This window comes from Ruegeria sp. HKCCA6707 (assembly GCF_013033515.1).
Lineage (GTDB): Bacteria > Pseudomonadota > Alphaproteobacteria > Rhodobacterales > Rhodobacteraceae > Ruegeria.
Window position 1 is genome coordinate 70944 of the sequence record NZ_WQEG01000011.1, and the last position, 23603, is coordinate 94546.

Annotated in this window: 24 protein-coding genes; 11 read left to right on the forward strand and 13 right to left on the reverse strand. The window is 57.6% G+C overall.

The window, feature by feature from the left end:
- Positions 1-39: 39 nt before the first annotated feature.
- Positions 40-690 (forward strand): peroxiredoxin, encoded by a 651-nt coding sequence (locus tag GOW40_RS19450; RefSeq protein ID WP_171097899.1) that lies wholly within the window; start codon positions 40-42, stop codon positions 688-690.
- Positions 691-763: 73 nt separating this feature from the next.
- On the opposite strand, the gene GOW40_RS19455 is transcribed toward GOW40_RS19450, so the two are convergent.
- The 10 genes from GOW40_RS19455 to GOW40_RS19500 form a co-directional block, all read right to left on the reverse strand.
- Positions 764-1507 (reverse strand): glycosyltransferase family 25 protein, encoded by a 744-nt coding sequence (locus tag GOW40_RS19455; RefSeq protein WP_371731874.1) that lies wholly within the window; start codon positions 1505-1507, stop codon positions 764-766.
- 42 nt (positions 1508-1549) lie between these two features.
- Positions 1550-2239, reverse strand: a complete 690-nt coding sequence (locus GOW40_RS19460; RefSeq protein ID WP_171133613.1) for an outer membrane protein — start codon at positions 2237-2239, stop codon at positions 1550-1552.
- Positions 2240-2393: 154 nt separating this feature from the next.
- A complete protein-coding gene (locus tag GOW40_RS19465) occupies positions 2394-2888 on the reverse strand; it encodes a LuxR C-terminal-related transcriptional regulator (protein ID WP_171133614.1) in 495 nt (164 codons plus the stop codon).
- Between the two features lie 23 nt (positions 2889-2911).
- Positions 2912-3184, reverse strand: coding sequence for a PepSY domain-containing protein (locus GOW40_RS19470; protein ID WP_171133615.1), 273 nt, complete (start codon positions 3182-3184; stop codon positions 2912-2914).
- 265 nt (positions 3185-3449) lie between these two features.
- On the reverse strand, positions 3450-4004 hold the full coding sequence (locus GOW40_RS19475; RefSeq protein WP_171231131.1) for a putative glycolipid-binding domain-containing protein: 555 nt from the start codon (positions 4002-4004) through the stop codon (positions 3450-3452).
- A gap of 167 nt (positions 4005-4171) precedes the next feature.
- Positions 4172-4999 carry an alpha/beta hydrolase gene (locus GOW40_RS19480; protein ID WP_171133617.1) on the reverse strand — a complete coding sequence of 276 codons (828 nt, stop codon included), beginning with the start codon at positions 4997-4999 and terminating at the stop codon, positions 4172-4174.
- A 72-nt stretch (positions 5000-5071) separates the two neighbouring features.
- Positions 5072-6100 (reverse strand): L-threonine 3-dehydrogenase, encoded by a 1029-nt coding sequence (gene tdh / locus GOW40_RS19485; RefSeq protein ID WP_171133631.1) that lies wholly within the window; start codon positions 6098-6100, stop codon positions 5072-5074.
- Between the two features lie 19 nt (positions 6101-6119).
- Positions 6120-7070, reverse strand: coding sequence for a cysteine synthase family protein (locus GOW40_RS19490; RefSeq protein WP_171231132.1), 951 nt, complete (start codon positions 7068-7070; stop codon positions 6120-6122).
- Entirely contained in the window at positions 7067-8254 is a 1188-nt protein-coding gene (locus tag GOW40_RS19495) for a glycine C-acetyltransferase (protein ID WP_171133619.1), read from the reverse strand. Before GOW40_RS19495 ends, GOW40_RS19490 begins: the two co-directional genes overlap by 4 nt.
- A 109-nt stretch (positions 8255-8363) precedes the next feature.
- Positions 8364-8930, reverse strand: coding sequence for a helix-turn-helix domain-containing protein (locus GOW40_RS19500; RefSeq protein ID WP_171097917.1), 567 nt, complete (start codon positions 8928-8930; stop codon positions 8364-8366).
- Between the two features lie 111 nt (positions 8931-9041).
- On the opposite strand from GOW40_RS19500, the gene GOW40_RS19505 reads away from it, so the two are divergent.
- Positions 9042-10217 carry an acetyl-CoA C-acyltransferase family protein gene (locus GOW40_RS19505; protein WP_171133620.1) on the forward strand — a complete coding sequence of 392 codons (1176 nt, stop codon included), beginning with the start codon at positions 9042-9044 and terminating at the stop codon, positions 10215-10217.
- 98 nt (positions 10218-10315) lie between these two features.
- Here GOW40_RS19505 and ubiB read toward each other — a convergent pair whose 3' ends face one another.
- Positions 10316-11845, reverse strand: a complete 1530-nt coding sequence (gene ubiB / locus GOW40_RS19510) for a 2-polyprenylphenol 6-hydroxylase (protein WP_171133621.1) — start codon at positions 11843-11845, stop codon at positions 10316-10318.
- Complete coding sequence (gene ubiE / locus GOW40_RS19515; protein WP_171133622.1) at positions 11846-12598, reverse strand: bifunctional demethylmenaquinone methyltransferase/2-methoxy-6-polyprenyl-1,4-benzoquinol methylase UbiE; 753 nt, start codon at positions 12596-12598, stop codon at positions 11846-11848.
- Between the two features lie 86 nt (positions 12599-12684).
- On the opposite strand from ubiE, the gene mutM reads away from it, so the two are divergent.
- The 7 genes from mutM to recF all read left to right on the forward strand — a co-directional run bounded on the left by mutM (position 12685) and on the right by recF (position 19293).
- Complete coding sequence (gene mutM, locus GOW40_RS19520; RefSeq protein WP_171133623.1) at positions 12685-13536, forward strand: bifunctional DNA-formamidopyrimidine glycosylase/DNA-(apurinic or apyrimidinic site) lyase; 852 nt, start codon at positions 12685-12687, stop codon at positions 13534-13536.
- 66 nt (positions 13537-13602) lie between these two features.
- Positions 13603-14379 carry an enoyl-CoA hydratase gene (locus tag GOW40_RS19525; protein WP_171097926.1) on the forward strand — a complete coding sequence of 259 codons (777 nt, stop codon included), beginning with the start codon at positions 13603-13605 and terminating at the stop codon, positions 14377-14379.
- 229 nt (positions 14380-14608) lie between these two features.
- Positions 14609-14872, forward strand: coding sequence for a 30S ribosomal protein S20 (gene rpsT, locus GOW40_RS19530; protein WP_171097928.1), 264 nt, complete (start codon positions 14609-14611; stop codon positions 14870-14872).
- A 193-nt stretch (positions 14873-15065) separates the two neighbouring features.
- Positions 15066-15257 carry a hypothetical protein gene (locus tag GOW40_RS22075; RefSeq protein WP_217352328.1) on the forward strand — a complete coding sequence of 64 codons (192 nt, stop codon included), beginning with the start codon at positions 15066-15068 and terminating at the stop codon, positions 15255-15257.
- A gap of 151 nt (positions 15258-15408) precedes the next feature.
- Positions 15409-16785 carry a chromosomal replication initiator protein DnaA gene (gene dnaA, locus GOW40_RS19535; RefSeq protein WP_171133624.1) on the forward strand — a complete coding sequence of 459 codons (1377 nt, stop codon included), beginning with the start codon at positions 15409-15411 and terminating at the stop codon, positions 16783-16785.
- Positions 16786-17014: 229 nt separating this feature from the next.
- Complete coding sequence (gene dnaN, locus GOW40_RS19540) at positions 17015-18136, forward strand: DNA polymerase III subunit beta (RefSeq protein WP_171133625.1); 1122 nt, start codon at positions 17015-17017, stop codon at positions 18134-18136.
- 59 nt (positions 18137-18195) lie between these two features.
- Entirely contained in the window at positions 18196-19293 is a 1098-nt protein-coding gene (recF, locus tag GOW40_RS19545; protein WP_171133626.1) for a DNA replication/repair protein RecF, read from the forward strand.
- Here the strand turns inward: recF and GOW40_RS19550 are convergent.
- Positions 19290-19856 carry a carboxymuconolactone decarboxylase family protein gene (locus GOW40_RS19550; RefSeq protein WP_171136463.1) on the reverse strand — a complete coding sequence of 189 codons (567 nt, stop codon included), beginning with the start codon at positions 19854-19856 and terminating at the stop codon, positions 19290-19292. The genes recF and GOW40_RS19550 overlap by 4 nt on opposite strands.
- A 99-nt stretch (positions 19857-19955) precedes the next feature.
- On the opposite strand from GOW40_RS19550, the gene GOW40_RS19555 reads away from it, so the two are divergent.
- Both GOW40_RS19555 and gyrB read left to right on the forward strand, forming a co-directional pair.
- Positions 19956-20528, forward strand: coding sequence for a TetR/AcrR family transcriptional regulator (locus tag GOW40_RS19555; RefSeq protein WP_171097939.1), 573 nt, complete (start codon positions 19956-19958; stop codon positions 20526-20528).
- Positions 20529-20630: 102 nt separating this feature from the next.
- Complete coding sequence (gene gyrB / locus GOW40_RS19560; protein ID WP_171133628.1) at positions 20631-23048, forward strand: DNA topoisomerase (ATP-hydrolyzing) subunit B; 2418 nt, start codon at positions 20631-20633, stop codon at positions 23046-23048.
- Positions 23049-23603: the final 555 nt, after the last annotated feature.

The following is a 23603-nucleotide window of genomic DNA, read 5'->3' on the forward strand; positions in this document are numbered from 1 at the left end:
GCATCCGACTCGCCTTGCGTCTCAAGAAAGGAGAACACCATGGGTTTGCGTATCAACGACACCGTCCCGAATTTCACAGCCGAAACGGACCAGGGGACCATTCAGTTCCACGACTGGATTGGTGATAGCTGGGCCATTTTGTTTTCGCACCCAAAGGATTTCACCCCTGTCTGCACCACCGAGTTTTCGGCGGTAGCGCAGTTGAACGATGAATGGGCCGCGCGCAACACCAAGGTGATTGGCGTGTCGGTTGACGGTGTCGAGGACCACAAGAAGTGGAAGAAAGACATCGAAGCCTATGGCAATGCCAATCCGGGCTTTCCGATCATTGCCGATGATGGCTTGGCTGTGTCCAAGGCCTTTGACATGCTACCCGCCGAGGCCTATTTGCCCGACGGCCGCACCCCTGCCGACAGTGCGACGGTTCGGTCGGTCTTTATCATCGGGCCAGACAAACAGCTGAAACTGTCGATGACCTATCCGATGACTGTAGGTCGGAATTTTGCCGAAATCCTGCGTGCGCTGGATGGGTTGCAGATGTCGTCCAAAGGCGTTGCGACCCCGGCCAATTGGGTTCCGGGCGAGGATGTGATCATCCCGCCTGCGGTGTCGAACGAAGATGCCAAAGCCAAGTTTGGCGAGTTCGAGACGATCTTCCCATATCTGCGCAAGACCAAGGCGCCGTCGTAAAGGTCGGTCCGGGTCAGGGGGGCTGTCAGCCCCCCATCGCGCCCAGCAGGCGCAATCCCCCCTGAGGATATTTTTAGTTAGATGAAGCAGCTGGGCGTTGCGGATGCAGGTGGAGCTTTGCCCTGTACAGCGCGCGTTTGACTTCGCGAGTCAGCTTGTCTGACATCGGCGGTTTGGTTTGAATCGTCGAGCCGCCGATCTCTTGCGCGACTTCCCTGTTGCCGCTGCCTTGCAACGCGTGAATGGGTTGACCAGTGATCCAGTGCATTTGCAGGAACGTGTCGACCGGGCGGTCGATCTGATCTGTAGCGGCCAGCAGGCGTTCGGCGGCACGGCGGCCAACCAATTGGCACACGCATTGCAGACCGATCACCTTGGGCAGGATCAGACGCAAGTCATCTTTCTCAGCCAGGACTTCAGCAGGTACTTCGCGTTGTTTCACCGGAATTCGAATATAATGATCAGGCGTTGCAATCGGGGTCAGCAGGTCAAGCGCTTTAGCCAAACGACCAGGGTCTAACCCCAAGTCATCTTCCGTGATGACGGCCAGATCGATGTGATCTTCGACCATCTTGCGCCAAATGGCACGATGGCTTTCGAATACACCGATTTCCGCAGGTCTCAGCGGAAACGGGTAGTGCGGGCGGTGGAGTGTTCCGGGAAATACATCCACGCCTGCAATCTGTTGTGGGTCCCGTCCATTCACAGCCTCAAACAGCTCCGCGTTCGGCAGTTGCGCGCACAGGCGATCAGCATTGGCGCGACGTGCGGTGCTGGAAGACATATGGATGACGAATGAGCGCATGCCCCCGTGCATAAAACACGGGGGCAGAGGAGGGAAGTCGCCTTGTTGTCGGGTTCAGAAGTTGTAGCGCAGGCCGAAATTGATGCTGAACGTGTCCAGATCATCCTCGACCGAGCCGGTGGATGCGCCGTTCGGGGCGAGACGTTGGGATGAAACATCGAAAGCGCGGGCATAGCGGGCATCCACGGTGAACGCGGTTGTGGCCGAGATGTCGTAGGCGACACCGGCGATCAGCTGGGCTGCGAAATTGGTGTCGCTGTCATCCAGCGAAACACCTGGGCCATAGTTGATGTCGATATCGGAATAGGTCGCGCCCAAGCCAAATCCTGCATAAGGCGTCCAGTCGCCTTCGCGCTTAAAGTCAAACAGGACGTTGGCAAAAAGCGAGGTTTGCGTGATGTCGCCTGACACATTGCTTTCACCGGCCGGACCGTTGCCGGAAAAGTTGACGCCGTCGACATCATTGTCACGGTAGGACAATTCCAGTTCGATCCGCGTGCCAACCGTTTCGTTTGACCATTGCGGTATTTCTTTGCCGATGGCAGCGCCGAGGCCAAAGCCCGGGTCAAAATCGGTGTCGACAGATTGGCTTACGCCGTTGACTGAGCCTTTGAAGATGCTGTCCTGCAGCTGGCTATAGCCCAAAAAGCCCTGAACATAGAGCCCATCATTCAAGCTTTGCGCTGCAAGGGCAGAGGCGCTGAGCGAAAGGACACCTGCGGTCAGAAGAATTCGAGAGATCATGTTCACGTCCTTTATTCCATTGGGCTTTCCCCTCAGATGGGGGATGGCGAAGCCATAGGAAAGACGCGCGGGATTCACGTTGTGTCACAGGTTGTTGGGCCGGTGTGAGGGCACGAATCCGTGACTGATCTTGACCAGGATTTGCTTAAGGATGTCACTGGCTTGAAACGGTGTCCGGCAGCAACTCTTCAACGAAAAAACTGAGGAGCTGCAAACGGCCAGTGACACCGGCTTTGCGATAAACCGCGGCGCTTTGGGCTTTGATTGTGCCCTCTTTGGTTTGCCGCAGGTGGGCGATCTCGGCAATCGAGAGACCTTTGAGCGACAGCATCGCCACGTCTCGCTCGGCGTTACTGAGCTTCCACTCGGTAAATTGCGCTTCGATGATCTGCGCGAAGGCACCCTGGGCCACACCCAATTGGCGCTGCAGGTCGCGGACGCGTTTGGCCTGTTCCCGGATCAATGTGACGGTGGCCATCAACCCTGCGATCAGAGCCAAGGATAGAAACAGTTCGAACCCGTGCAAATGGCGAAAGCCAGGGCTTTCGCCTCCGGTCCAGTCCATCGCGGCATCGGTCAGGAAGAAGGTGGCGCAGACCGCCTGCACCACCAGAAGGAGCCAAAGCAAAGACGTTTGCGAGATCTTCATAAGGCCCCTTTTTCAACATGCGTTCAGTCGTCGTCCTGCTCCAACTCGATGGCGGTCACGACACCTTCTGTTTCGGACAGAACCAGTTCAGTTTCCACACCATCTTTGCTGAGTTCAACCTCGATCTCGCCATCTTCGAACTCGATCTCTTCGATGACATAGCCTTGCGCTTCCAGCGCCGCACGAATTTCGGCCTCATCCGTTCCCAGCTTGTCGCCGAGCCCGACATTGGCCAAAGCCAGGGCGGGGACGGCTGCAATCAATCCGGCAAGTGTCAGCATTTTCAGGTTTTCCATATCGCATCTCCGTTTTTGCGTTTCGATGCGGTTGAGCTGGGGGCGGGGCAGGGCGGTTGCGATTGGATTTTGGTTGAAATGAGCCGGATTGGACTAAGGTTTATGTCGGTTTTCATTCCAACCGCTGCCCGAGTAGGAGATTGGAAGACTCTTGATGTTCAGTATAACATATTGTTATTTTAAGATTTATCGGCTTTGGGTTTCATGTGGCGGTGGCTATGTTCCGCGGCGTTTTTGATTAGATCCCGTCCTGCGGACAAAGCTATCATTGCTCGCAAGTCCAGAAGCCCGGATAGTCCGTCACCAGACCACTACTGTTAGTTGTGAGGTCCGAACGAAACTGATGAGCTGGCGAGCCGTATTCATACGAAAACTGAGACCGTCTCAGGTAATATTGCTCAAGAGGCTTGAGCTGCCAATCAGCAGTATCCAGCCAGGCTGCTACTCCTTGCGCTTTTTGGCCCATTTCAAGGTTTAGCCGCCTAATTGCTGTGGTGTTCGTTGCGGGTGTAAATCCCAGATCAATATCTATGGAACCGCGAACACTTTCGGCGACGCTTCCATTGAGAATCCATGTGCCGCTGGCCTCGCGCATAATTTCAATGCTCAGGTTGGTCTCACCGGCCCAGCCTGAAACGTAAACCGCTTGCGTTTTCCAATCCTGATCATGGCGCACTTCAAAATTAATACTGGTCGCGGTTTTCTTCTCTAAGAAAACTGTCGCCCCTCTCAACGCCCATCCATCATCCAATTTATCAAGACGACAGGCATCATGACCTCGAACATCCAATCTTTGCCAAAGTATGCAAGCAGTGCGCATATGCCGAACCTTTGTAACCGTGCCTTCGAATCCAAATAATGTTGGCACGCTCTATTATGGGCGACAACAGCGGCAGTTCGGGCCATCTCACGGCGCCACGCGAACACGCGATTTGTTGTATCTTTGGCGCGTGAGTTAGTGGCAAAATCGCCCAACCCTAATACCGCCTACCGCGTGCCCGACAAAAACGTCTTCGGGTGCATGATGATGTCGAAATGCTGCATGCCGCGTTGCAATTCGAAACTCACCGAATGCCCGGCCTTGCGCAGGGCTTCGGCGTAGTCACGGCTTTGGCGGATGAATTCGGGTGTGTCGTGTTCGGCCACCGTCACGTGATAGTGTGGGCCGGGGGTGGGGAGGCGCAAAATCGGAGACAGGTCGTGAATGTCGACGGGCGTCAATTGCAGGGGCTCGTTCACTGACACAAGGCTGATCGGTTCCAGATCAAAAACGCCGCTGATCAGAATAACCTCGCGCAACCGCAGCCCTGCTTTGGCGAGCGCGTCGGCGGATGTGGCCATCACCATGGCGGCCAGATGCGCGCCGGCGCTGTGGCCCGACAGGGTGATCCTGCGCGGGTCTATGCCCAGCGCCTGAGCCTCTTGGGCGAGCCAGAGCAGAGCATCGCGACATTCCGAGATCATCTGAGGCAACCGCGCATCGGGGGCCAGCGTATAGTTCAGTGTCGCAAAACACTGCCCGGCGTCCACAATCGCCGGGGCCATCACGGCCGAGTCGCGCTGGCTGAGCGCGCGCCAATAGCCACCATGTATGAACACGTGTAACGGCGCATTCGCATCGCGCGCTGGAAAGAAGTCAAGAACCTGCGTGGGCGCGTCGCCATAGCGCAGATTTTCGCGCACTGTATTGTCTGCCCGGGCCTGCGCGCTGAGGGCGGCATAGCTGGCCAGATAGGGGGAGATGTCGCCCCCAACCATCGAGCTTGGGGAATAGGCCTGTTCAAGTTCGTCTTGCGAAAATCCGCGATACAGCATGGGGTGATTTTGGCTCCGCTGGGTTGCCCTGTGCCCTATGTTTAGAGGGCAATTCAGGGGTTTGCCAACCGCTTAGCGCCAGTCCAGAACCACCTTGCCCGATTGGCCGGACTTCATCGCTGCGAACCCTTGGGCGAAATCATCCACGGCAAAGCGATGGGTAATGACCCGGCTGACATCCAGACCGTTCTGCAACATGGCGATCATCTTGTACCAGGTCTCAAACATCTCGCGGCCATAGACGCCTTTGATGGTGATGGCCTTGAACACGATCTGCGACCAATCCACCGGCGACGTGCCGGGTGGGATCCCCAGCAAGGCGATCTTACCGCCCATGACAAGGGCTTCGACCATCTGGTCGAGCGCCGCTTGTGAGCCTGACATCTCAAGCCCGACATCAAAGCCCTGCGTCATGCCGAGTTCCGTGATGACGTCGAGCAGTGCTTCTTTCGCCACATTCACGGTGCGCACGGTTGGCACCACGTGTTCGGCCAGGGTCAGGCGGTCGGCGTTGATATCGGTGATCACCACATGCCGCGCCCCGGCATGGCGAGCCACGGCGGCGGCCATGATCCCGATGGGGCCGGCACCTGTGATCAGTACATCCTCACCCAGCAGATCGAAACTGAGCGCGGTGTGCACAGCGTTGCCCAGCGGATCAAGGATTGCTCCGATCTCATCAGGAATGTCATCCGGCAGTGGGACAACGTTAAAGGCTGGCAGCTTTAGATATTGCGCAAAGGCGCCTTGTTCGTTCACACCGATGCCGCGCGTACCCGGGTCAAGGTGGAACTTGCCCGCGCGGCTTTGACGGCTGTCCGGAGTGATCAGATGCCCCTCGCCCGAGCAGCGCTGGCCAATGTTCAATCCGGTGACGTTGCGCCCGATCTCGACAATCTCACCGGCGAACTCATGTCCGGTGATCATCGGCACAGGAACGGTTGCGGCGGCCCATTCATCCCAGTTCCAGATGTGGATATCGGTGCCGCAGATCCCGGTTTTGTTGACGCGGATCAGAACCTCATCCGGTCCGATTTCGGGCACTGGAGCCTGTACCATCCACAGACCTTCTTCGGGCTTGGACTTTTCGAGCGCTTTCATAGTGTTGGGTTTCACGGAGTCACTCCCACAGATCGGTGGACAGGTATTTCAATCCGCTGTCACACATGATGATGGCAACGCAGCCGCCTCTTTCTGGCCCGCGCAGCAGTTGAATTGCGGCGGCAAGGTTGGCCCCGGCGGAATAGCCTGCGAAAATGCCTTCGGTCCGGGCCAGCAGCCGGGCGCAGTCCCGGGCTGCGTCGCCAGAAACAGAGAGGTGACCGGCCAAAACCGTTTCATTCAGATGCGCCAGTTCGCTCATCGCGTAACCGCCGCCTTGAGTGGGATGATCGGGCGCGCTGACGGGTTCTCCGGCCAGTGCGCGGGCCCCTTCCGGCTCAACCGCATAGCAGTTCACGCCGCGTGGTGTCAGGTATTCCGCTGCTCCTGCCAGTGTGCCGCCCGAACCGGCGAAGTCGCAGAAGGCGGTGACAGCGCCACCCGATTGGTCCCAAATCTCGGGCCCGGTGCCTGTTGCGTGGGCCAAGGGGTTTCCGACATGGCCAAACTGATCTGCGCGAAAGGCGTTCCGTTCCTGCGTGATCCGTTGTGCCGCCTCGTCCACCAGGGCCAGATCAGCGCCCGAAACTTCGCCGGGTTTGCTGCCATCGGCCTGCGGTACGATCACAACCTCGGCCCCCAAGGCGCGCATCATGCGGGTGCGTTCGACCGAGTTTCCCGCGCTCATCACCGCGATGAAGGGATGGCCCAGAATGCCGCAGACAATCGCCAGACCGGTTCCCATATTGCCCGAGATCAATTCGACCACGGTTTGCCCCGGGGCCAATGTGCCGTCCGCGCGCACCATTTCGATGATCGCTTTGGCGGCACGGTCCTTCTTGGAAAATCCTGGCAGCAAATAGTCGAGCTTGGCCAGAATGCGGCCGTCTAGGACAAGCTGCTGGCTCAACCGTGTCAACTCGACAAGCGGCGTGTTTCCAATTGCGTCGATGACAGAGGGCAGGATCACGAGATCACACCAAGCGCTTTGCCAACCTTGCCAAAGGCCGCCAGGGCGCGGTCCAGTTCATCTTGAGTCAAAGCGGCGTTCATCTGAGTACGGATCCGGGCCTGCCCGCGTGGAACAACCGGGAAGAAAAAGCCCGACACATAAACGCCCTCGTCAAACAGGCGCGAGGCCATTTCTTGCGCCAGCGTTGCTTCGCCCAGCATCACTGGGATGATGGGGTGTTCACCAGGCAAAAGGTCAAAGCCCAGGGCCTCAAGCCCCGCGCGCCAATATTTTGCATTGTCGAACAGCTGCGCGCGCAACTGCTCACCGTGTTCAACCAGTTGGATCGCCTCCAGCCCGGCAGCAACGATCGAGGGCGGCAGCGAGTTCGAAAACAGATAGGGCCGCGCCCGCTGCCGCAGCAGGTCGATCACTGGCTGCGGCCCTGCGATATAGCCGCCGATTGCTCCCCCCAGTGCTTTGCCCAAGGTTCCCGTCAGAATGTCGACGTCCACGCCGAAGTGATCTGGAGTTCCTGCGCCGCGCGGCCCCATGAAACCAGTGGCGTGGCAATCATCGACCATGACAACCGCGTCATATGTGTCGGCCAGTTCGCGGATCTTGGGCAGATTGGCCAAATAGCCATCCATCGAAAACACGCCGTCCGTGGCAATCATGATATGCCGCGCACCGTCAGAGCGCGCTTGTTTGAGCCAGGCTTCGAGGTCGTTCATGTCATTGTTCATGTAACGATACCGTTTGGCCTTGCACAGGCGCACGCCGTCGATGATCGACGCATGGTTCAGACTGTCCGAAATGATCGCATCTTCCGGGCCTAACAAAGGCTCGAACAGACCTCCATTCGCATCGAAACAGGCAGCAAAGAGGATCGCGTCGTCCTTGTTGAGAAACTGCGCCAGCTTCTGTTCCAACTCACGGTGAATATCCTGCGTGCCGCAGATGAAGCGGACCGAGGCCATGCCGAACCCTTTGGGTTCCATCGCGCCCTTGGCCGCGTCTATCAACGCCGGGTGATCGGCCAGACCCAGATAGTTGTTGGCGCAGAGGTTGATTACGCGACGGTCGCCCACCGTGATCTCTCCGCCCTGGGGCGAGGTGATCATGCGTTCGTGTTTATAAAGCCCCTCGGATTCGATTTGCACAAGGGTGTCCGCAATGTGGGACAGGAATGCATCTGCCATGACGATCTCCGTTTATCTGAGTCGCGTATCTAACATAACGGAGGAATTTCCCAAATAGGGGATTTTCGTAATTACGGAAAAGTTTCCGTGAAGGCGGAAATCTGCCGTGTCAGGCGTTCTTGACGATCAGAAAGACCCGCGCCGGGCCACCAAGTGATGCGATGGAGTGGGCAACATCCGCATTATAACGGGCAGTGTCGCCTTGCGTCAGTTCTGAGGTTGCGTTGCCTGAAGTGACGCTCACGTCACCTTCCAACACAGTCAGCTGTTCCTGCGCGCCTCGCATATGCGGTTGGCTGTGCAACGCGCCACCTGTGTCGAAACGGATGTCATAGACCTCGTGCCCCCCCGCTTCTTCGGGGGGTGAGAGAATGCGGATCCGACAGTTCTGCCCCATATTGTCGATGCTGGGCACTTCGGCTTTTCTGAGCACCTCGATCTGGTCTTCGGCTTTGGTGCCATCCAGCAGCCCGGCAAAGTCCACTTGCAAGGCGCGTGTCAGGTTCCACAATGTCGATATCGTCGGGCTGCTTTCACCGCGCTCGATCTGGCTGACCATCGAGCGTGAGACGCCGCTGAGATTTGCAACCGCCTCAAGGGACAGCCCTTTGGCGCGGCGCGCCTCTTTTAGTCGGGCGGGCAAAAGGTTCAGGATATCGTCTGTGTCTTCCGTCATGGCGGAATCCATGCGTGTTGCGTAACGTAATGTCAATTCCGGTCGTGACAGCCCATGGAATATGCAGATCATGTTGCAAGAGCAAAACGCGCAGAGTTTGGAGGAGAAAACATGACGGATGTAGTAATTCTGGATGGTGCGCGGACCGCCATCGGCACGTTTGGGGGCGCTTTGTCTTCGACAGCCCCGATTGATCTGGCGACAGTCGCGACCGAGGCAGCACTGGAACGGTCTGGTGTTGAAGGCGCGCAGATCGGGCATGTTGTATTCGGTCACGTCATCAATACCGAGCCGCGCGATATGTACCTGTCGCGGGTTGCTGCGATGCAGGCGGGCATTCCCAACGGAACGCCTGCAATGAATGTGAACCGGTTATGTGGATCGGGCGCGCAGGCGATTGTTTCGGCGGTTCAATCGTTGATGCTAGGCGATGCCGAGTTTGCCGTGGCAGGTGGGGCCGAAAGCATGTCGCGCAGTCCATATATCGTGCCGCAGGCGCGCTGGGGCGCAAAGATGGGAGATGTTACCTCATTGGATATGATGCTGGGCGCGTTGAACTGTCCCTTTGGCACTGGCCATATGGGCGTGACGGCAGAAAATGTCGCGGACGAGCATCAGATCAGCCGGGAACAGATGGATGCGTTTGCGCTGACCAGTCAGAGCCGGGCAGCGGAGGCGATTGAGGCCGGGTATTTCGACACCCAAATCGCGCCGGTGCAGGTCAAGGTCAAACGCGACATGATTGATTTCAAGGTGGATGAGCATCCCAAAGCGACCACGGCTGAGGCACTGGCCGGTTTGCGTCCGGTGTTCAAGAAAGACGGGCGCGTGACTGCGGGCAATGCATCGGGCATCAACGATGGTGCGGCAGCGATGGTTCTGGCCACGGCGGATGCGGCAGAGAAGGCCGGTTTGAAACCCAAAGCGCGCATTCTCGGTTATGCCCACGCGGGCGTTCGGCCCGAGGTGATGGGCATTGGTCCGGTTCCGGCGGTACAGAACCTGTTTGCCAAGACCGGCTTGTCCGCCGATGATTTCGATGTGATCGAAAGCAACGAGGCCTTTGCCGCGCAGGCTTTGGCGGTCAATCAGGAACTTGGACTGGACGCTGCCAAAGTGAACCCGAACGGGGGTGCGATTGCCTTGGGGCATCCGGTTGGTGCGACCGGCGCGATCATCACCTTGAAGGCTCTGTATGAACTGGAGCGTATCGGTGGCTCAAAAGGGCTGATCACAATGTGTATTGGTGGTGGTCAGGGGATTGCGATTGCCATGGAGCGACTTTGATCCGCCTGTTTAGGAAGGGGGCTGTCCGCCCCCCTTCACGCTGAGGGAGTGTTTCCCCGCGAGGATATCTTCTGCCAGACAAAGCAAACGGGTCGGGTTTATCCGAGTGTCATGATCAACAGTGTTGCGACGACGCCCGCGGCAGCGCCGATGACAGCCGGTAGCAGGGTCGCGCCAAGCCCCTTGCCGCTGGGGTCGTCTTTTTGGGTTTGGGCGATCAGGGCGTCTTCGACCAGCGCAGGCAGGCGTGGGCCGAACCGAGCCAGTACCAAAGCGGTTTTGCCGAAATCGCGGAGCGCCGCGCGCGGGCCTATCGACTGTTTGATATAGTCTTCGACCACAGGGCGCGCGACCTCCCAGATGTTGATATGGGGGTCCAGCGAACGGGCGACGCCTTCGACCACCACCATCGTGCGTTGCAGCAGGATCAGCTCGGTGCGGGTCTCCATGCCGAAACGCTCGGTGACCTCGAACAGATAGTTCAGAAGGCGGCCCATCGAGATATGGGTGGCGTCCATGCCAAAGATCGGCTCGCCCACCGCGCGCAGGGCGCGGGCAAATTCGTCGACATCCCGGTCGGCGGGGACATATCCGGCCTCGAAATGTACTTCGGCCACGCGTTTGTAATCGCGGCGGATGAAGCCAAAGAGGATCTCGGCATAGACCCGACGCGTATATTCGTCGATATGGCCCATGATGCCATAGTCATACGCAATGATATCCCCATTGGCCGCGACCTTGAGGTTGCCTTGGTGCATATCGGCGTGGAAATAGCCATCGCGCAGGGCATGCAGCAGGAACAGCCTTAGAACGCGTTGGGCCAGGTCGTGGCGACTATGGCCAGCCGCATCCAGGGAGTCATTTTCGCCCAACGGGATGCCATCTGCCCAGCTGAGTGTCATCACCCGGCGAGCAGAGAGGGACCAGACCACCGGCGGTAGCCAGAACCCTGCATCATCCTTGGTGTTTGCGGCGTATTCCGAGGCAGCCGCACTTTCCAGGCGTAGGTCCAGCTCACCTCGGACCACGCCGTCGAAATGCTCGATCACTTCCATCGGGCGCAGGCGGCGGGCCCCGGGGGCGCAAAGCTGAACGATGCGGGCAGCGAAATAGAACGCGTCGACATCTTTGCGGAAGGCGCGTTCGATGCCTGGGCGCAGCACTTTGACCGCGACATCTTCGCTGGTGCTGACCAGCTTGGCCTTGTGCACCTGCGCGATCGAGGCGGCTGCGATGGGTTCGCTGAACTCGCTAAAGATGTCCGAGACGGGCTGACCCAGCTCTTTCTCAACTTCGGCCATGGCCTTGGCTTTGGAGAAAGGAGGCAGCTTGTCTTGCAACACGCGAAGTTGTTCAGCCAGTTCATCCCCGACCACATCGGGACGGGTCGAGAGCACCTGGCCGAATTTGATGTAGGCCGGGCCCAGAGCCGTGAGCGCGCGGGTGGCTGGAGGCATTGACGGGTCGCCTTTGTAGCCCAGCCATTGGAACGGTTTGCCCAACGCATGCGCCACGATCCGCAAGGCGCGCGGGGCCTCGAACGCGTCCAACACCACGTTCATGGCGCCGGTGCGCTCGAGCGTGGCGCCTGTGCGGATCAGGCGGATGATGTTGTGGGGGCCGCGCATTCAGATCTTCCAACCGGAATGCAGCGCCGCGATGCCCATGCTGAGATTGCGGTATTTGGCGTTTTCAAAACCAGCGGCTCGGACCATACCCAAAAACGTATCCTGGTCGGGGAATTTGCGGATCGATTCCACCAGATACTGATAGCTGTCATAGTCATTGGCGATCAGTTTGCCCATGCGGGGAATGACGTTGAAGCTGTAGAGGTCGTAGAGCTTTTGCAGTCCATCATTGGGCAGTTGGCTGAACTCCAGCACCATCAGGCGGCCACCGGGTTTCAGAACGCGATATGCCTCGTTCAGAGCCTCTTGCGGGCGGGTCACGTTCCGGATGCCGAAAGAAATCGTATAGACGTCAAAGCTGTCGTCGTCGAAGGGCAGGGCCATCGCGTCGCCGACCACCCAGTTCAGGCTATCGGCCATCTGGTCGGCTTCGGCGCGCTGGCGGCCTTCGACCAGCATGGGCTCGGTCAGGTCCAGAACGGTGGCGTGGCCGTGGCCCGCGCGTTTGAGAAAGCGGAAGGAAATGTCACCAGTGCCGCCTGCCACATCCAGCAGGTGCTGGCCGGGGCGCGGGGCCAACCAATCCATCATGGCGTCTTTCCAGACCCGGTGAATGCCCATCGACATGACATCATTCATCACGTCATATCTCGAGGCGACCGAGTTGAATACGCCTTGCACCCGCCCGGCCTTTTCAGCCTCGCGCACGGTTTCGAACCCGAAATGAGTGGTCTTGTCGTTGCTGTCGGACATTTGCCTTGCCGTTTGTCGAATTTCGCCTCTGTTATAGGGCCATAACAGGCGGGCACAATGCGGCCCTTTGGAACAGGAGCCAAGTCATGCCCGAATTACCCGAGGTCGAGACAGTCAGGCGCGGTCTGATCCCGGCGATGGAAGGGGTTGTGATTGCGCGGGCTGACGTCAATCGCCCAGATCTGCGCTGGCCTTTCCCGGACCGTATGGCCCAACGGCTGACAGGCAAGCGGGTGGAGCGGTTGCGGCGACGGTCGAAATATATTCTGGCCGATCTCAGTAGTGCAGAGACATTGCTGATCCATCTGGGCATGTCGGGGCGGATGACGGTTTCGGGGGATCCATTGGGGCAGTTTGTGCATGATCACCCCGCCAAGCAAAAGCATGACCATGTGGTGTTCCACATGGCCAATGGTGCGCGCATCACCTTCAACGACCCGCGTCGCTTTGGTGCAATGGATTTGTTGCCGACCGCAACGGCGGAGCGGCACAAGCTACTGTCGGTTCTGGGGCCTGAGCCTTTGGGCAATGATTTTCACGAGCAGCATCTGATTGAGGCGTTCAAAGGTAAGAACATGCCGATCAAATCGGCTTTGCTGGATCAGGGAATCGTTGCGGGTTTGGGGAATATCTACGTCTGCGAAGCCCTTTTTCGCGGCAAGGTGTCGCCACGTCGTAAAGCAGGGCAGATTTCTGCGGCGCGCGTTACGGCACTTGTGCCGATCATCCGGCAGGTGTTGCAGGATGCCATCGAAGCGGGCGGATCGTCCCTGCGCGATTTCCGCCAAGCTGATGGAGAGCTTGGATATTTTCAACACAGCGTTGATGTGTATGGGCGCGAAGGTGAACCCTGCCGCACCGCAGGATGCGGTGGGACGATCAAGAGAATCACCCAGTCTGGTCGCTCATCCTTCTATTGTACGCAATGCCAAAGATAACTTGATCCGACGAAATCAGATGATAAGGAATCGTATCTGAACGGAACAACCGGAAGCTTTTACCTCATGGCTTTTGAGACGATCATCGTCGAAATCGAAGACCACGTCGCCCTCATCAAACTTGACCGTCCAGATGCGATGAACGCGCTGAACACCCAGTTGCTGGGGGAATTGTGCGATGCGCTGGAAGACGCGGATAAGAATGACAAGGTGCGCTGCATCGTCATCACCGGCTCGGACAAAGCGTTTGCCGCTGGTGCGGACATCAAAGAGATGTCCGAGATGAGCTTTGTTGACGTGTTCAACGTTAACCTCTTTGCCGATGCCAATGACCGTGTGTCTGCCATTCGCAAGCCGATCATCGCCGCCGTTGCGGGCTATGCGCTGGGCGGTGGGTGTGAACTGGCGATGCTGTGCGATTTCATCATCGCTGCTGATACGGCCAAGTTTGGTCAGCCCGAGATAAATCTGGGTGTCATCGCCGGCCTTGGTGGAACACAGCGCCTGACGCGGTTCGTGGGTAAATCCAAAGCGATGGATATGAACCTGACAGGGCGTTTCATGGATGCCGAAGAAGCAGAACGTGCTGGTCTTGTCAGCCGGGTGGTGCCTGCCAAAAAGCTGATCGAAGAAGCCGTGGGTGCCGCACAAAAGATTGCAGAAAAATCGCAGCTGAGCACAATTGCGGCCAAAGAGGCTGTGAACCGCAGCTATGAACTGCCGCTGAGCGAAGGTATGTTGTTCGAACGTCGGGTTTTCCATTCGATGTTTGCCACCGAAGATCAAAAAGAAGGCATGGCCGCGTTTCTGGAAAAACGGGCCGCGCAGTTCCGCGATAAATAGGCCGGTGTCTGAACACAACGATCAGGCGGGCCAATGCCCGCCTTTTTTCTGGGCGCTGGTTACGATCAAGAATCCGCTTGGCAAAGCCGGACAACTTGGATAGTAACCGCCGTCATACATGCGCGTGCGGCCCGCTTGGCCCGACTCACACTCGTGATTTCTGATCCGGTGCGGATAATTCCGTGGCGCGCAACCCTAGATAACCGTACCGAACAAAGGTCAGAGACACATGGCAAATTCGCCCCAGGCAAAGAAGCGCGCGCGTCAGAACGAAAAGCGTTTCGCAGTCAACAAAGCACGTCGTTCGCGCATCCGTACTTTCCTGCGCAAAGTAGAAGAAGCAATCGAATCCGGTGACAAGGAAGCTGCATCCGCAGCATTGCGCGCAGCTCAACCCGAACTGATGCGCGGCGTCACCAAAGGCGTTTTTCACAAGAACACAGCGTCTCGCAAAATGTCGCGCCTTTCGGCGCGGGTGAAAGCGCTGGGTTAACTTGACGTTAGCCAAAATCAGCAAATGCTGCTAAGCATGGGCGTCGCATTGCGGCGCCCTTTTTTGTTGTTGCCAGAATGCCGCGCCCTCACGAAACCGAGAGATTCTTTCGCTCTCAGACCCGAGTCAATATCAGAGTTTCGTTGCCCGAAGCGCCCGGCTCTTGCTACCACTGATTCAGCGATTCACTCGCTTGGGGGGACAGGCTGTTCCAACGATCTTGCTGACGGGCATTGGCTGGATCACATGGGACGAATGTTCGAAAGCCGGTTTATGCCGGATGGACGATCTGCTCTGGGTCTCGGGTTTGCCGACGATCTTAGCCCTGTCAAAATTGAAGCGTGATGCGCCTACCGATCTGGGCTGCCCTGCTGCGGGGTATTGAGAGGTATTGCGTTGAACGACGGAAAACCAAACCGCCAGATCTCTTGGTCTGGCGATAGGGTTCCTGTGTGTGTGAATTCCGCGATCCGGGGGACCGGGCGACATGAATAAGGCCGACAGGCCAATAAAGAATGGGATGCGTGAGGCGCTTAATGACACAAGAGAAATGGGGACTACTGCGTAACAAGTTGCTGAAGGCCATTGGACAGAACAATTTTACGACCTGGATCGAGCCTTTGGAGTTTCAAGAGTTGAAGGATGGCGTTGCCGTCTTTTCGGCACCGACCAATTTTATGGGTAACTACGTCAGCCAGAATTTTGCTGATCTGATATTGTATGAATTGAATACCGCAGGCGAGACTGTACAACGCCTGTCGTTCCGCACGGCGGCAAATTCTCCGGTGCGTCCGTCGGACACCACTGAAAAGCCGGATATGTTAAAGGCTGATCCACCCGTCCATGCACCTGCGCAGGGCCAGATGGAATCGCTGCAGGCAGCACCGCTTGATGCACGCTTTACTTTTGACAGCTTTGTTGTGGGCAAACCCAACGAGCTGGCTCATGCGGCAGCGCGTCGGGTCTCCGAAGGTGGGCCGGTCACGTTTAACCCGCTGGTGCTGTATGGTGGTGTTGGGCTTGGTAAAACTCACCTGATGCACGCCATCGCGTGGGAGCTGAAAACCAAACATCCGGAACTGAATGTCCTGTATCTGTCGGCCGAGCAGTTCATGTATCGCTTTGTTCAGGCACTGCGCGAACGTCGGATGATGGATTTCAAACATCTGTTCCGGTCTGTCGATGTGCTAATGGTGGATGACGTGCAGTTCATCGCCGGCAAGGATTCTACTCAGGAAGAGTTCTTTCACACCTTCAATGCCTTGGTTGATCAGAACAAACAGATCATTATCTCGGCAGATCGCGCACCGGGTGAGATCAAGGATCTTGAGGACCGCGTGAAATCCCGTTTGCAATGTGGTCTGGTCGTGGATCTGCATCCAACCGACTATGAGCTGCGTTTGGGCATCCTGCAGAACAAGGTACAGCAATACAGCAAAACCTATCCTGATCTGGTCATAGCGGATGGCGTTCTGGAGTTTCTGGCCCACCGCATCTCGACCAATGTGCGCGTGCTGGAAGGCGCATTGACCCGCCTCTTCGCCTTCGCCTCATTGGTCGGGCGCGAGATTGACATGGAACTGACGCAGGATTGTCTGGCGGATGTGCTGCGCGCGTCCGAGCGCAAGATCACGGTTGAAGAGATCCAGCGCAAGGTCTCGGAATATTACAACATCCGTATCAGTGATATTGTCGGCCCCAAGCGTTTGCGGTCTTACGCCCGTCCGCGCCAAGTGGCCATGTATCTGTGCAAGCAGCTGACCAGCCGATCGCTGCCCGAGATCGGGCGTCGTTTTGGCGGGCGTGACCACACAACAGTCATGCATGGGGTCAAACGCATCGAAGAGTTGAAACTGACCGATGGTCAGATTGCCGAAGACGTGGAGATGCTGCGCCGCGCTTTGGAAGCCTGAGAGATAAAGCCAGCCACTCACAGAACGCCTCGGACCTGCAGGTTCGGGGCGTTTTCTTGTGCATAATTGTCCACGATCCATTGTTAACTGTCTTGGATCGTGCACGCGCCCCTTGACGCTTTGGGTATTCCGACCCAGAAAACCGTAAAAACTCCTTGTGCCCGCGGGCTGAGACGCTAACGTGCCAGTCCCGCCCATTTTTGGCACTCAAGTCAGAGGAATAGAGGGTATGAAGATCAGCATCGAACGCGGCACCCTTCTCAAGGCCGTTTCTCAGGCCCAATCCGTTGTGGAGCGTCGCAACACTATCCCGATACTGGCCAATGTGCTGATTGAGGCTGAAGGCGATCAGGTGCAGTTCCGCGCGACCGATCTGGATATTGAAGTGGTGGACAAGGCGCCAGCGCAGGTCGAAAAGTCAGGCGCAACAACGGTTGCGGCCACAACCCTGCATGAGATCGTGCGCAAACTGCCAGACGGGGCGCTGGTGACCCTGACCGCTGACAGTGCGGCGGGTCGGTTGACGGTTGAAGCTGGTCGGTCGAATTTCTCGCTTGCGACGCTGCCGAAAGAGGATTTCCCGGTGATGGCGTCCTCGGAATACCAGTCGAACTTTGCAGCATCAGCCGCGTTGCTGCGTCGGTTGTTCGACAAGTCGAAATTTGCGATCTCGACGGAAGAAACACGCTATTATCTGAACGGCGTCTATATGCATGTGGCAGATGGATCGGATGGTGGCAAAGTGCTGCGCTGTGTGGCGACCGATGGACACCGGCTTGCGCGTATTGATGCCGATCTGCCGGAAGGCGCAGCGGATATGCCGGGCGTCATTGTTCCGCGTAAAACAGTGGGTGAGCTGCGCAAGCTTCTGGAAGATGACGAGATGGACATTGCGGTGTCTGTCAGCGAAACAAAGGTGCGTTTTGCAACTCCAGAGATTACCCTGACTTCGAAAGTCATCGACGGGACTTTCCCCGATTACACACGCGTCATTCCGCAGGGCAACACCCGCAAGCTCGAAGTGGATGCGGCGGAATTTGCCCAGGCCGTGGATCGTGTGGCGACCGTCTCGTCAGAACGCTCGCGGGCGGTGAAATTGCAGCTGGACGGGGACCGTTTGATCCTTTCAGTCAATGCGCCTGACAGCGGCGCCGCCGAGGAGGAGCTGGCCGTGGCCTATGGCGACGAGCGGCTGGAAATCGGGTTCAACGCCAAATATCTGCTGGAGATCGCCAGTCAGGTGGATCGCGAAAACGCGGTGTTCATGTTCAACTCGGCGGGTGATCCGACCTTGATGCGTGAAGGCAATGATCAAAGCGCGGTTTATGTGGTCATGCCGATGCGCGTCTGATCGCGCTGACGCGCGATGCCTCCGGCGGAGGTATTTTTGAACAGAAGAAGGGAGGGGTCATGGGATTGGCCCTGACCGAGCTTACGGTCTCGCATTTTCGGTCGCACAAACTGGCACGCTTGTCTTTGGATGGGCGACCGGTGGCGATCCATGGGCCGAACGGGGCAGGCAAGACCAATATTCTTGAAGCGGTGTCACTGTTTTCACCCGGGCGCGGGATGCGGCGGGCGAGCGCGGCCGAAATGACTCGTCGCCCCGAGGCGTTGGGGTGGAAGCTGTCGGCGGTTTTGGATGCGCAGGGTCAACGCTATGAGATCGAGACCTGGTCTGAAGGCGGCGCGGCGCGACAGGTTCGGATTGACGGCAAGGCGGCGAGCCAGATTGATCTGGGCAAGCTGGCCCGCGTCGTGTGGTTGATGCCATCGATGGATCGTTTGTGGATCGAAGGTGCCGATGGGCGGCGGCGGTTTCTGGACCGAATTGCGCTGAGCTTTGATCCATCTCATGCCGAGGCCTCGCTGAGTTATGAAAAGGCCATGCGTGAGCGTAACCGGTTGTTGAAAGAGCAGGTGCGGGACGCGCATTGGTATGCGGCCCTGGAAGCGCAGATGGCCGAGACGGGGCACCGGATCCACGAGGCGCGTGTGGCGGCTCTGGAGCATCTGCGCGCAGCGCAGGCACAGGCCGAAACCGCATTTCCTTCGGCAGAGTTGGAGTTGATCCAGACCGAAGGCGCGATGCCTGAAACAGCAGCGGATCTGCGCGAGGCGCTCAGTGAAAGCCGGTTCCGCGATTTGGCGGCGGGGCGCACGCTGGTCGGGCCGCACCGGTCGGATCTTTATGGGGTATTTGCAGCCAAGGGCGTGCCCGCACGGGATTGTTCGACAGGTGAGCAAAAAGCGCTGTTGGTGTCGCTGATCCTGTCGAATGCCCGGGCTTTGGCACGCCTGATTGGCGCACCCCCAATTGTTCTATTGGATGAGGTGGCCGCGCATCTGGATGCGGGTCGGCGGGCGGCGCTTTACGACGAGATTTGCGCGCTGGGTGCTCAGGCCTGGATGACGGGCACCGGGCCAGAGCTGTTTGCGGAATTGGAAAGCAGAGCCCAGATGCTGGTTGTGACCGAAGGCACCGAAGGCTCAACCGTGGCCGGCTAGGCAGGTTCGCTGACTTTGCGTTCCCACAGGAAGCCGCGCATGACCTCGTCTACGGGTGTTTGGGCCATGTGGTTGACATAGTTCGACATGGTTTTCTGCGCCAGACCTAGAACAACATCCAGAACCGCGCGGTGCGAATAGCCTGCGTCGAAGAAGGCCTGAAGCTGCGCTTCGGTCGGGTTGCCGCGGGTTTCCATCACTTGCAGTGTGAAGGTGCGCAGCGCTTCGAGCTTGGCCGACGGCAATGGCGTTTCATTGCGCAGAGCTTCGGAGATTTCGTCCGAAACTTTCATCATCTTGGCGATGCCCGTGTGGGCGGGGACGCAATAGTGGCACTCGTTCTCGACGTTGATCGTCTGCCAGACAACGGTTTTTTCATCATTGTCGAAATCGGTCTGCATGAAGAGGCCGTGCAGTACCTGATAGCCTTCCAGATGCTGGGGGCTTTCCGCCATGACCTTGTGCAGGCCGGGCAGCCGCCCAAAAGCAGCTTGAGATTTTTCCAACAGCGGTTTGGACGCTTCGGGTGCGGTGGTGAGGTCGTGTGACGGGAAATCGGCCATATCAAAACTCCTGTTTCTGGCGGGATGAGTCGTATTTAGGCTTTATTGAGCGATCACTCAAGTATATATTTGAGCGAACGTTCAAGAAATGGTGATCCCATGCCCCGCAAACCGTCCTATGACCGAGACGCGCTGATCGCACAGGCGCGTGATATCTTTTGGCGTTATGGTTGGGCCGGGACGTCGCTGAAAGATCTGGAGCGCGAGTTGAAGCTGAAGCCCGGCAGCTTTTACGCGGCCTTTGGGTCAAAGGACGCGCTTTATGCCCTGGCGCTCGAGCGGTATGCGCAGGACGGTGTAACCAACATGATGGACATGGCGCAAGAGTTAGGGCCGCTTGGAGCGCTCAAGGCTCAGCCGTTGCGTGTGATCGAAGCTGCGGACATTCCGACCAAGGCCTGTATGCTGTCAAAGACCTACGCCGAGTTGCAGGCCCGGGATCACGAATTGGCAGCTCAGGCGCGGGCGCATATGGTTGAGATGAAGGCGTGTTTTGCAGAACTTTTTCGGCGCGCTCAGGAAGCGGGCGAAATAGGTACAGACCATGATCCTGATCGGCTGGCCGCGCGTTATCAATCTGACCTGTTGGGGCTGCGACTGTCGGCTGAACGTGATGACGTGAATGGTGTTGAAATCGCCAATGAAATCGCGGCTGATTTGGATCGGCTTTGATCCACAAAAAAACATCCAATTCCACACAAAATATTGGGGGATCGCGTGACATTCCCTACCAGAAAACGTATAAAATACGAAAATAATATAGGTACTGACTGAATGTCCGAAGACGCACAGGCACCCCAGGAATACGGCGCGGATTCCATCAAAGTTCTCAAAGGCTTGGAGGCGGTCCGAAAGCGCCCCGGGATGTATATCGGGGACACCGATGATGGCTCGGGTCTGCACCATATGGTGTATGAGGTTGTTGATAACGGGATTGACGAGGCGCTTGCCGGTCACGCCGACCATGTGACCGTAAAGATTCATGCGGATTCCAGCGTGTCGGTGAGTGACAATGGGCGTGGGATTCCAGTGGATATTCACCCCGAAGAAGGTGTCTCGGCAGCCGAAGTCATCATGACGCAGCTGCATGCGGGTGGCAAATTCGACAGCAACTCTTACAAGGTGTCGGGCGGTCTGCACGGCGTGGGCGTTTCGGTAGTAAACGCATTGTCGGATTGGCTGGAGCTGCGGATCTGGCGCAACGGACAAGAGCATGTGGCCCGCTTTGAGGGCGGCGAGACGGTAGAGCATCTGAAAGTCATTGGTGAGTGCGGCGATCGTACTGGGACAGAGGTGCGGTTCCTGGCTTCGACCAACACGTTCTCGAACCTCGAATACTCCTTTGAAACTTTGGAAAAACGGCTTCGCGAACTTGCCTTCCTGAACTCGGGTGTGCGGATCATCCTGATCGACGAACGCCCGGCGGAGCGGCTGGAAACCGAGCTGTTCTATGAGGGCGGGGTCAAGGAATTCGTCAAATACCTCGACCGGTCGAAAACTCCGGCCATGCCCGAGCCGATCTATATCAAGGGTGAGCGCGACGAGATCGGGGTCGAGATCGCGATGTGGTGGAATGACAGCTATCACGAGACGGTTTTGCCCTTTACCAACAACATCCCGCAGCGCGATGGCGGTACCCATGTGGCGGGATTCCGAGGTGCGTTGACCCGGACAATCAACAACTATGCGCAATCCAGCGGGATCGCGAAGAAGGAAAAGGTCAGCTTTACCGGCGACGATGCACGCGAGGGTTTGACCTGTGTGTTGTCGGTCAAGGTACCTGACCCGAAATTCTCATCCCAGACCAAGGACAAACTCGTCAGCTCCGAGGTGCGCCCGGCGGTTGAAGGGCTGATGAACGAAAAACTGGCCGAGTGGTTCGAAGAGAACCCCAATGAGGCCAAAACCATCGTTGGCAAGATTATCGAGGCCGCGCTGGCCCGGGAAGCTGCCCGTAAGGCGCGTGAACTGACACGACGCAAGACGGCGATGGATGTGAATTATCTGGCCGGAAAGCTCAAGGACTGTTCCGAGAAAGACCCGTCAAAGACCGAAGTGTTTCTGGTCGAGGGGGACTCGGCCGGGGGCTCGGCCCAGACTGGCCGGGATCGGTTGACACAGGCGGTTCTGCCCCTGCGCGGGAAAATCCTGAACGTGGAACGGGCGCGGTTTGACCGGATGCTGTCGAGCCAGGAGATCGGCAATCTGGTCATGGCGCTGGGCACCGGGATCGGCCGCGATGAGTTCAACATCGAAAAGCTGCGCTACCACAAGATCGTCATCATGACCGATGCGGATGTGGACGGCGCGCATATCCGCACCCTGCTGCTGACCTTCTTCTACCGGCAGATGCCGGAACTGATCGAAGGCGGATACCTCTATATCGCACAGCCACCACTTTATAAGGTTTCGCGTGGTAAATCAGAGGTTTACCTGAAAGACCAAGCAGCGCTGGATGACTATCTGATCAATCAGGGCGTCGAAGGTGCGGTGCTGAAACTCGGCTCGGGCGAAGAGATCATCGGCCAGGATTTGACCCGCGTAGTCGACGAAGCGCGGCAGTTGAAACGTGTGCTGGATGCGTTCCCGACACACTATCCGCGCCACATTCTTGAACAGGCCGCTGTTGCCGGGGCCTTTGTTCCCGGCGCGGTAGATGCCGACCTGCAAGGGGTGGCCGACAAGGTTGCCGCGCGTCTGGATCTGATCGCGCTGGAATATGAGCGCGGCTGGCAGGGCCGTATCACCCAGGATCATGGCATTCGACTGGCACGTATCCTGCGCGGTGTAGAAGAGGTGCGTACACTGGACGGTCCGATGCTGCGTTCGGGCGAGGCACGCAAGACCGGCAGTTTCACCCAAAGCCTGCAAGAGATCTACAACACGCCAGCAACCCTGGTGCGCCGTGACCGGTCTCAGGTCATCCACGGCCCGCTGGACCTATTGCGCGCCATCCTCGAAGAGGGCGAAAAGGGCCTGTCGCTGCAACGCTACAAGGGTCTGGGTGAGATGAACCCCGATCAGCTGTGGGAAACCACGCTGGACCCCGATGCCCGCACGCTGCTGCAAGTGCGCGTGGATGATATGGTCGAGGCCGATGACCTCTTTACCAAGCTGATGGGCGATGTTGTCGAGCCGCGTCGCGAGTTCATCCAACAAAACGCGCTGAGCGTGGAGAATCTGGACTTTTAGAGCCTTGTACATTTGGTAATTTAGGTGCGTTGAGGCACACCCGAGACTCGGGTTCGCACGACAACACCGCATTACATTAAAAAACACGTGCAGTCTGATGAAGGCGCCCGGTTTCAGATGCCTTCTTTTGCTTGCTTACTCCAGAGTTTCGAGCGGCTGAAAAGACAATTTGCGGCCCATAGAATTCCGAGGTGTCGCGCCAGCGTAAACCCTTGAGAGCAATGAAGCCGTTGTCGATAACTATTTGACCGAATGCTTAACGGTTCAAGCATTCCACAGCATTTCCTAAATGAAATCTTCCATTATTTTGTTGGGGTCCGGTCCTCAAAAGTGCTGACTTGCCGCGCGAGACGACTAACAGCGGCTGGCAGAGGTGACACTGCCAGACGCGGGTAAACCGCCCAGAATTCGAGTGGCTCTAACGCCGGCACCGGTTCGAGTGCGATAAGTTTACCGGCCTCAATTTCCTGATGGTAAATGAGTGGCGGCAAGGGGCTAGATGTCTTTGCCCCCTAAAATTGGGCCACTACTTTGGCCGAGAAGGGGGAACAAGGG

Bases quoted from the DNA above. Each gene is read 5' to 3' on its own strand.
- GOW40_RS19475 (WP_171231131.1), bottom strand. From the start codon at position 4,004: ATGCGCACTGCTTGCATACTTTGGCAAAGATTGGATGTTCGAGGTCAT.
- GOW40_RS19555 (WP_171097939.1), top strand. From the start codon at position 19,956: ATGCCCCGCAAACCGTCCTATGACCGAGACGCGCTGATCGCACAGGCG.
- GOW40_RS19460 (WP_171133613.1), bottom strand. From the start codon at position 2,239: ATGATCTCTCGAATTCTTCTGACCGCAGGTGTCCTTTCGCTCAGCGCC.
- ubiB (WP_171133621.1), bottom strand. From the start codon at position 11,845: ATGCGCGGCCCCCACAACATCATCCGCCTGATCCGCACAGGCGCCACG.
- GOW40_RS19450 (WP_171097899.1), top strand. From the start codon at position 40: ATGGGTTTGCGTATCAACGACACCGTCCCGAATTTCACAGCCGAAACG.
- dnaN (WP_171133625.1), top strand. From the start codon at position 17,015: ATGAAGATCAGCATCGAACGCGGCACCCTTCTCAAGGCCGTTTCTCAG.
- GOW40_RS19505 (WP_171133620.1), top strand. From the start codon at position 9,042: ATGACGGATGTAGTAATTCTGGATGGTGCGCGGACCGCCATCGGCACG.
- mutM (WP_171133623.1), top strand. From the start codon at position 12,685: ATGCCCGAATTACCCGAGGTCGAGACAGTCAGGCGCGGTCTGATCCCG.
- gyrB (WP_171133628.1), top strand. From the start codon at position 20,631: ATGTCCGAAGACGCACAGGCACCCCAGGAATACGGCGCGGATTCCATC.
- tdh (WP_171133631.1), bottom strand. From the start codon at position 6,100: ATGAAAGCGCTCGAAAAGTCCAAGCCCGAAGAAGGTCTGTGGATGGTA.
- GOW40_RS19455 (WP_371731874.1), bottom strand. From the start codon at position 1,507: ATGCACGGGGGCATGCGCTCATTCGTCATCCATATGTCTTCCAGCACC.
- GOW40_RS19500 (WP_171097917.1), bottom strand. From the start codon at position 8,930: ATGACGGAAGACACAGACGATATCCTGAACCTTTTGCCCGCCCGACTA.
- GOW40_RS19480 (WP_171133617.1), bottom strand. From the start codon at position 4,999: ATGCTGTATCGCGGATTTTCGCAAGACGAACTTGAACAGGCCTATTCC.
- GOW40_RS19550 (WP_171136463.1), bottom strand. From the start codon at position 19,856: ATGGCCGATTTCCCGTCACACGACCTCACCACCGCACCCGAAGCGTCC.
- ubiE (WP_171133622.1), bottom strand. From the start codon at position 12,598: ATGTCCGACAGCAACGACAAGACCACTCATTTCGGGTTCGAAACCGTG.
- recF (WP_171133626.1), top strand. From the start codon at position 18,196: ATGGGATTGGCCCTGACCGAGCTTACGGTCTCGCATTTTCGGTCGCAC.
- GOW40_RS19525 (WP_171097926.1), top strand. From the start codon at position 13,603: ATGGCTTTTGAGACGATCATCGTCGAAATCGAAGACCACGTCGCCCTC.
- rpsT (WP_171097928.1), top strand. From the start codon at position 14,609: ATGGCAAATTCGCCCCAGGCAAAGAAGCGCGCGCGTCAGAACGAAAAG.
- GOW40_RS19470 (WP_171133615.1), bottom strand. From the start codon at position 3,184: ATGGAAAACCTGAAAATGCTGACACTTGCCGGATTGATTGCAGCCGTC.
- GOW40_RS19465 (WP_171133614.1), bottom strand. From the start codon at position 2,888: ATGAAGATCTCGCAAACGTCTTTGCTTTGGCTCCTTCTGGTGGTGCAG.
- dnaA (WP_171133624.1), top strand. From the start codon at position 15,409: ATGACACAAGAGAAATGGGGACTACTGCGTAACAAGTTGCTGAAGGCC.
- GOW40_RS19495 (WP_171133619.1), bottom strand. From the start codon at position 8,254: ATGGCAGATGCATTCCTGTCCCACATTGCGGACACCCTTGTGCAAATC.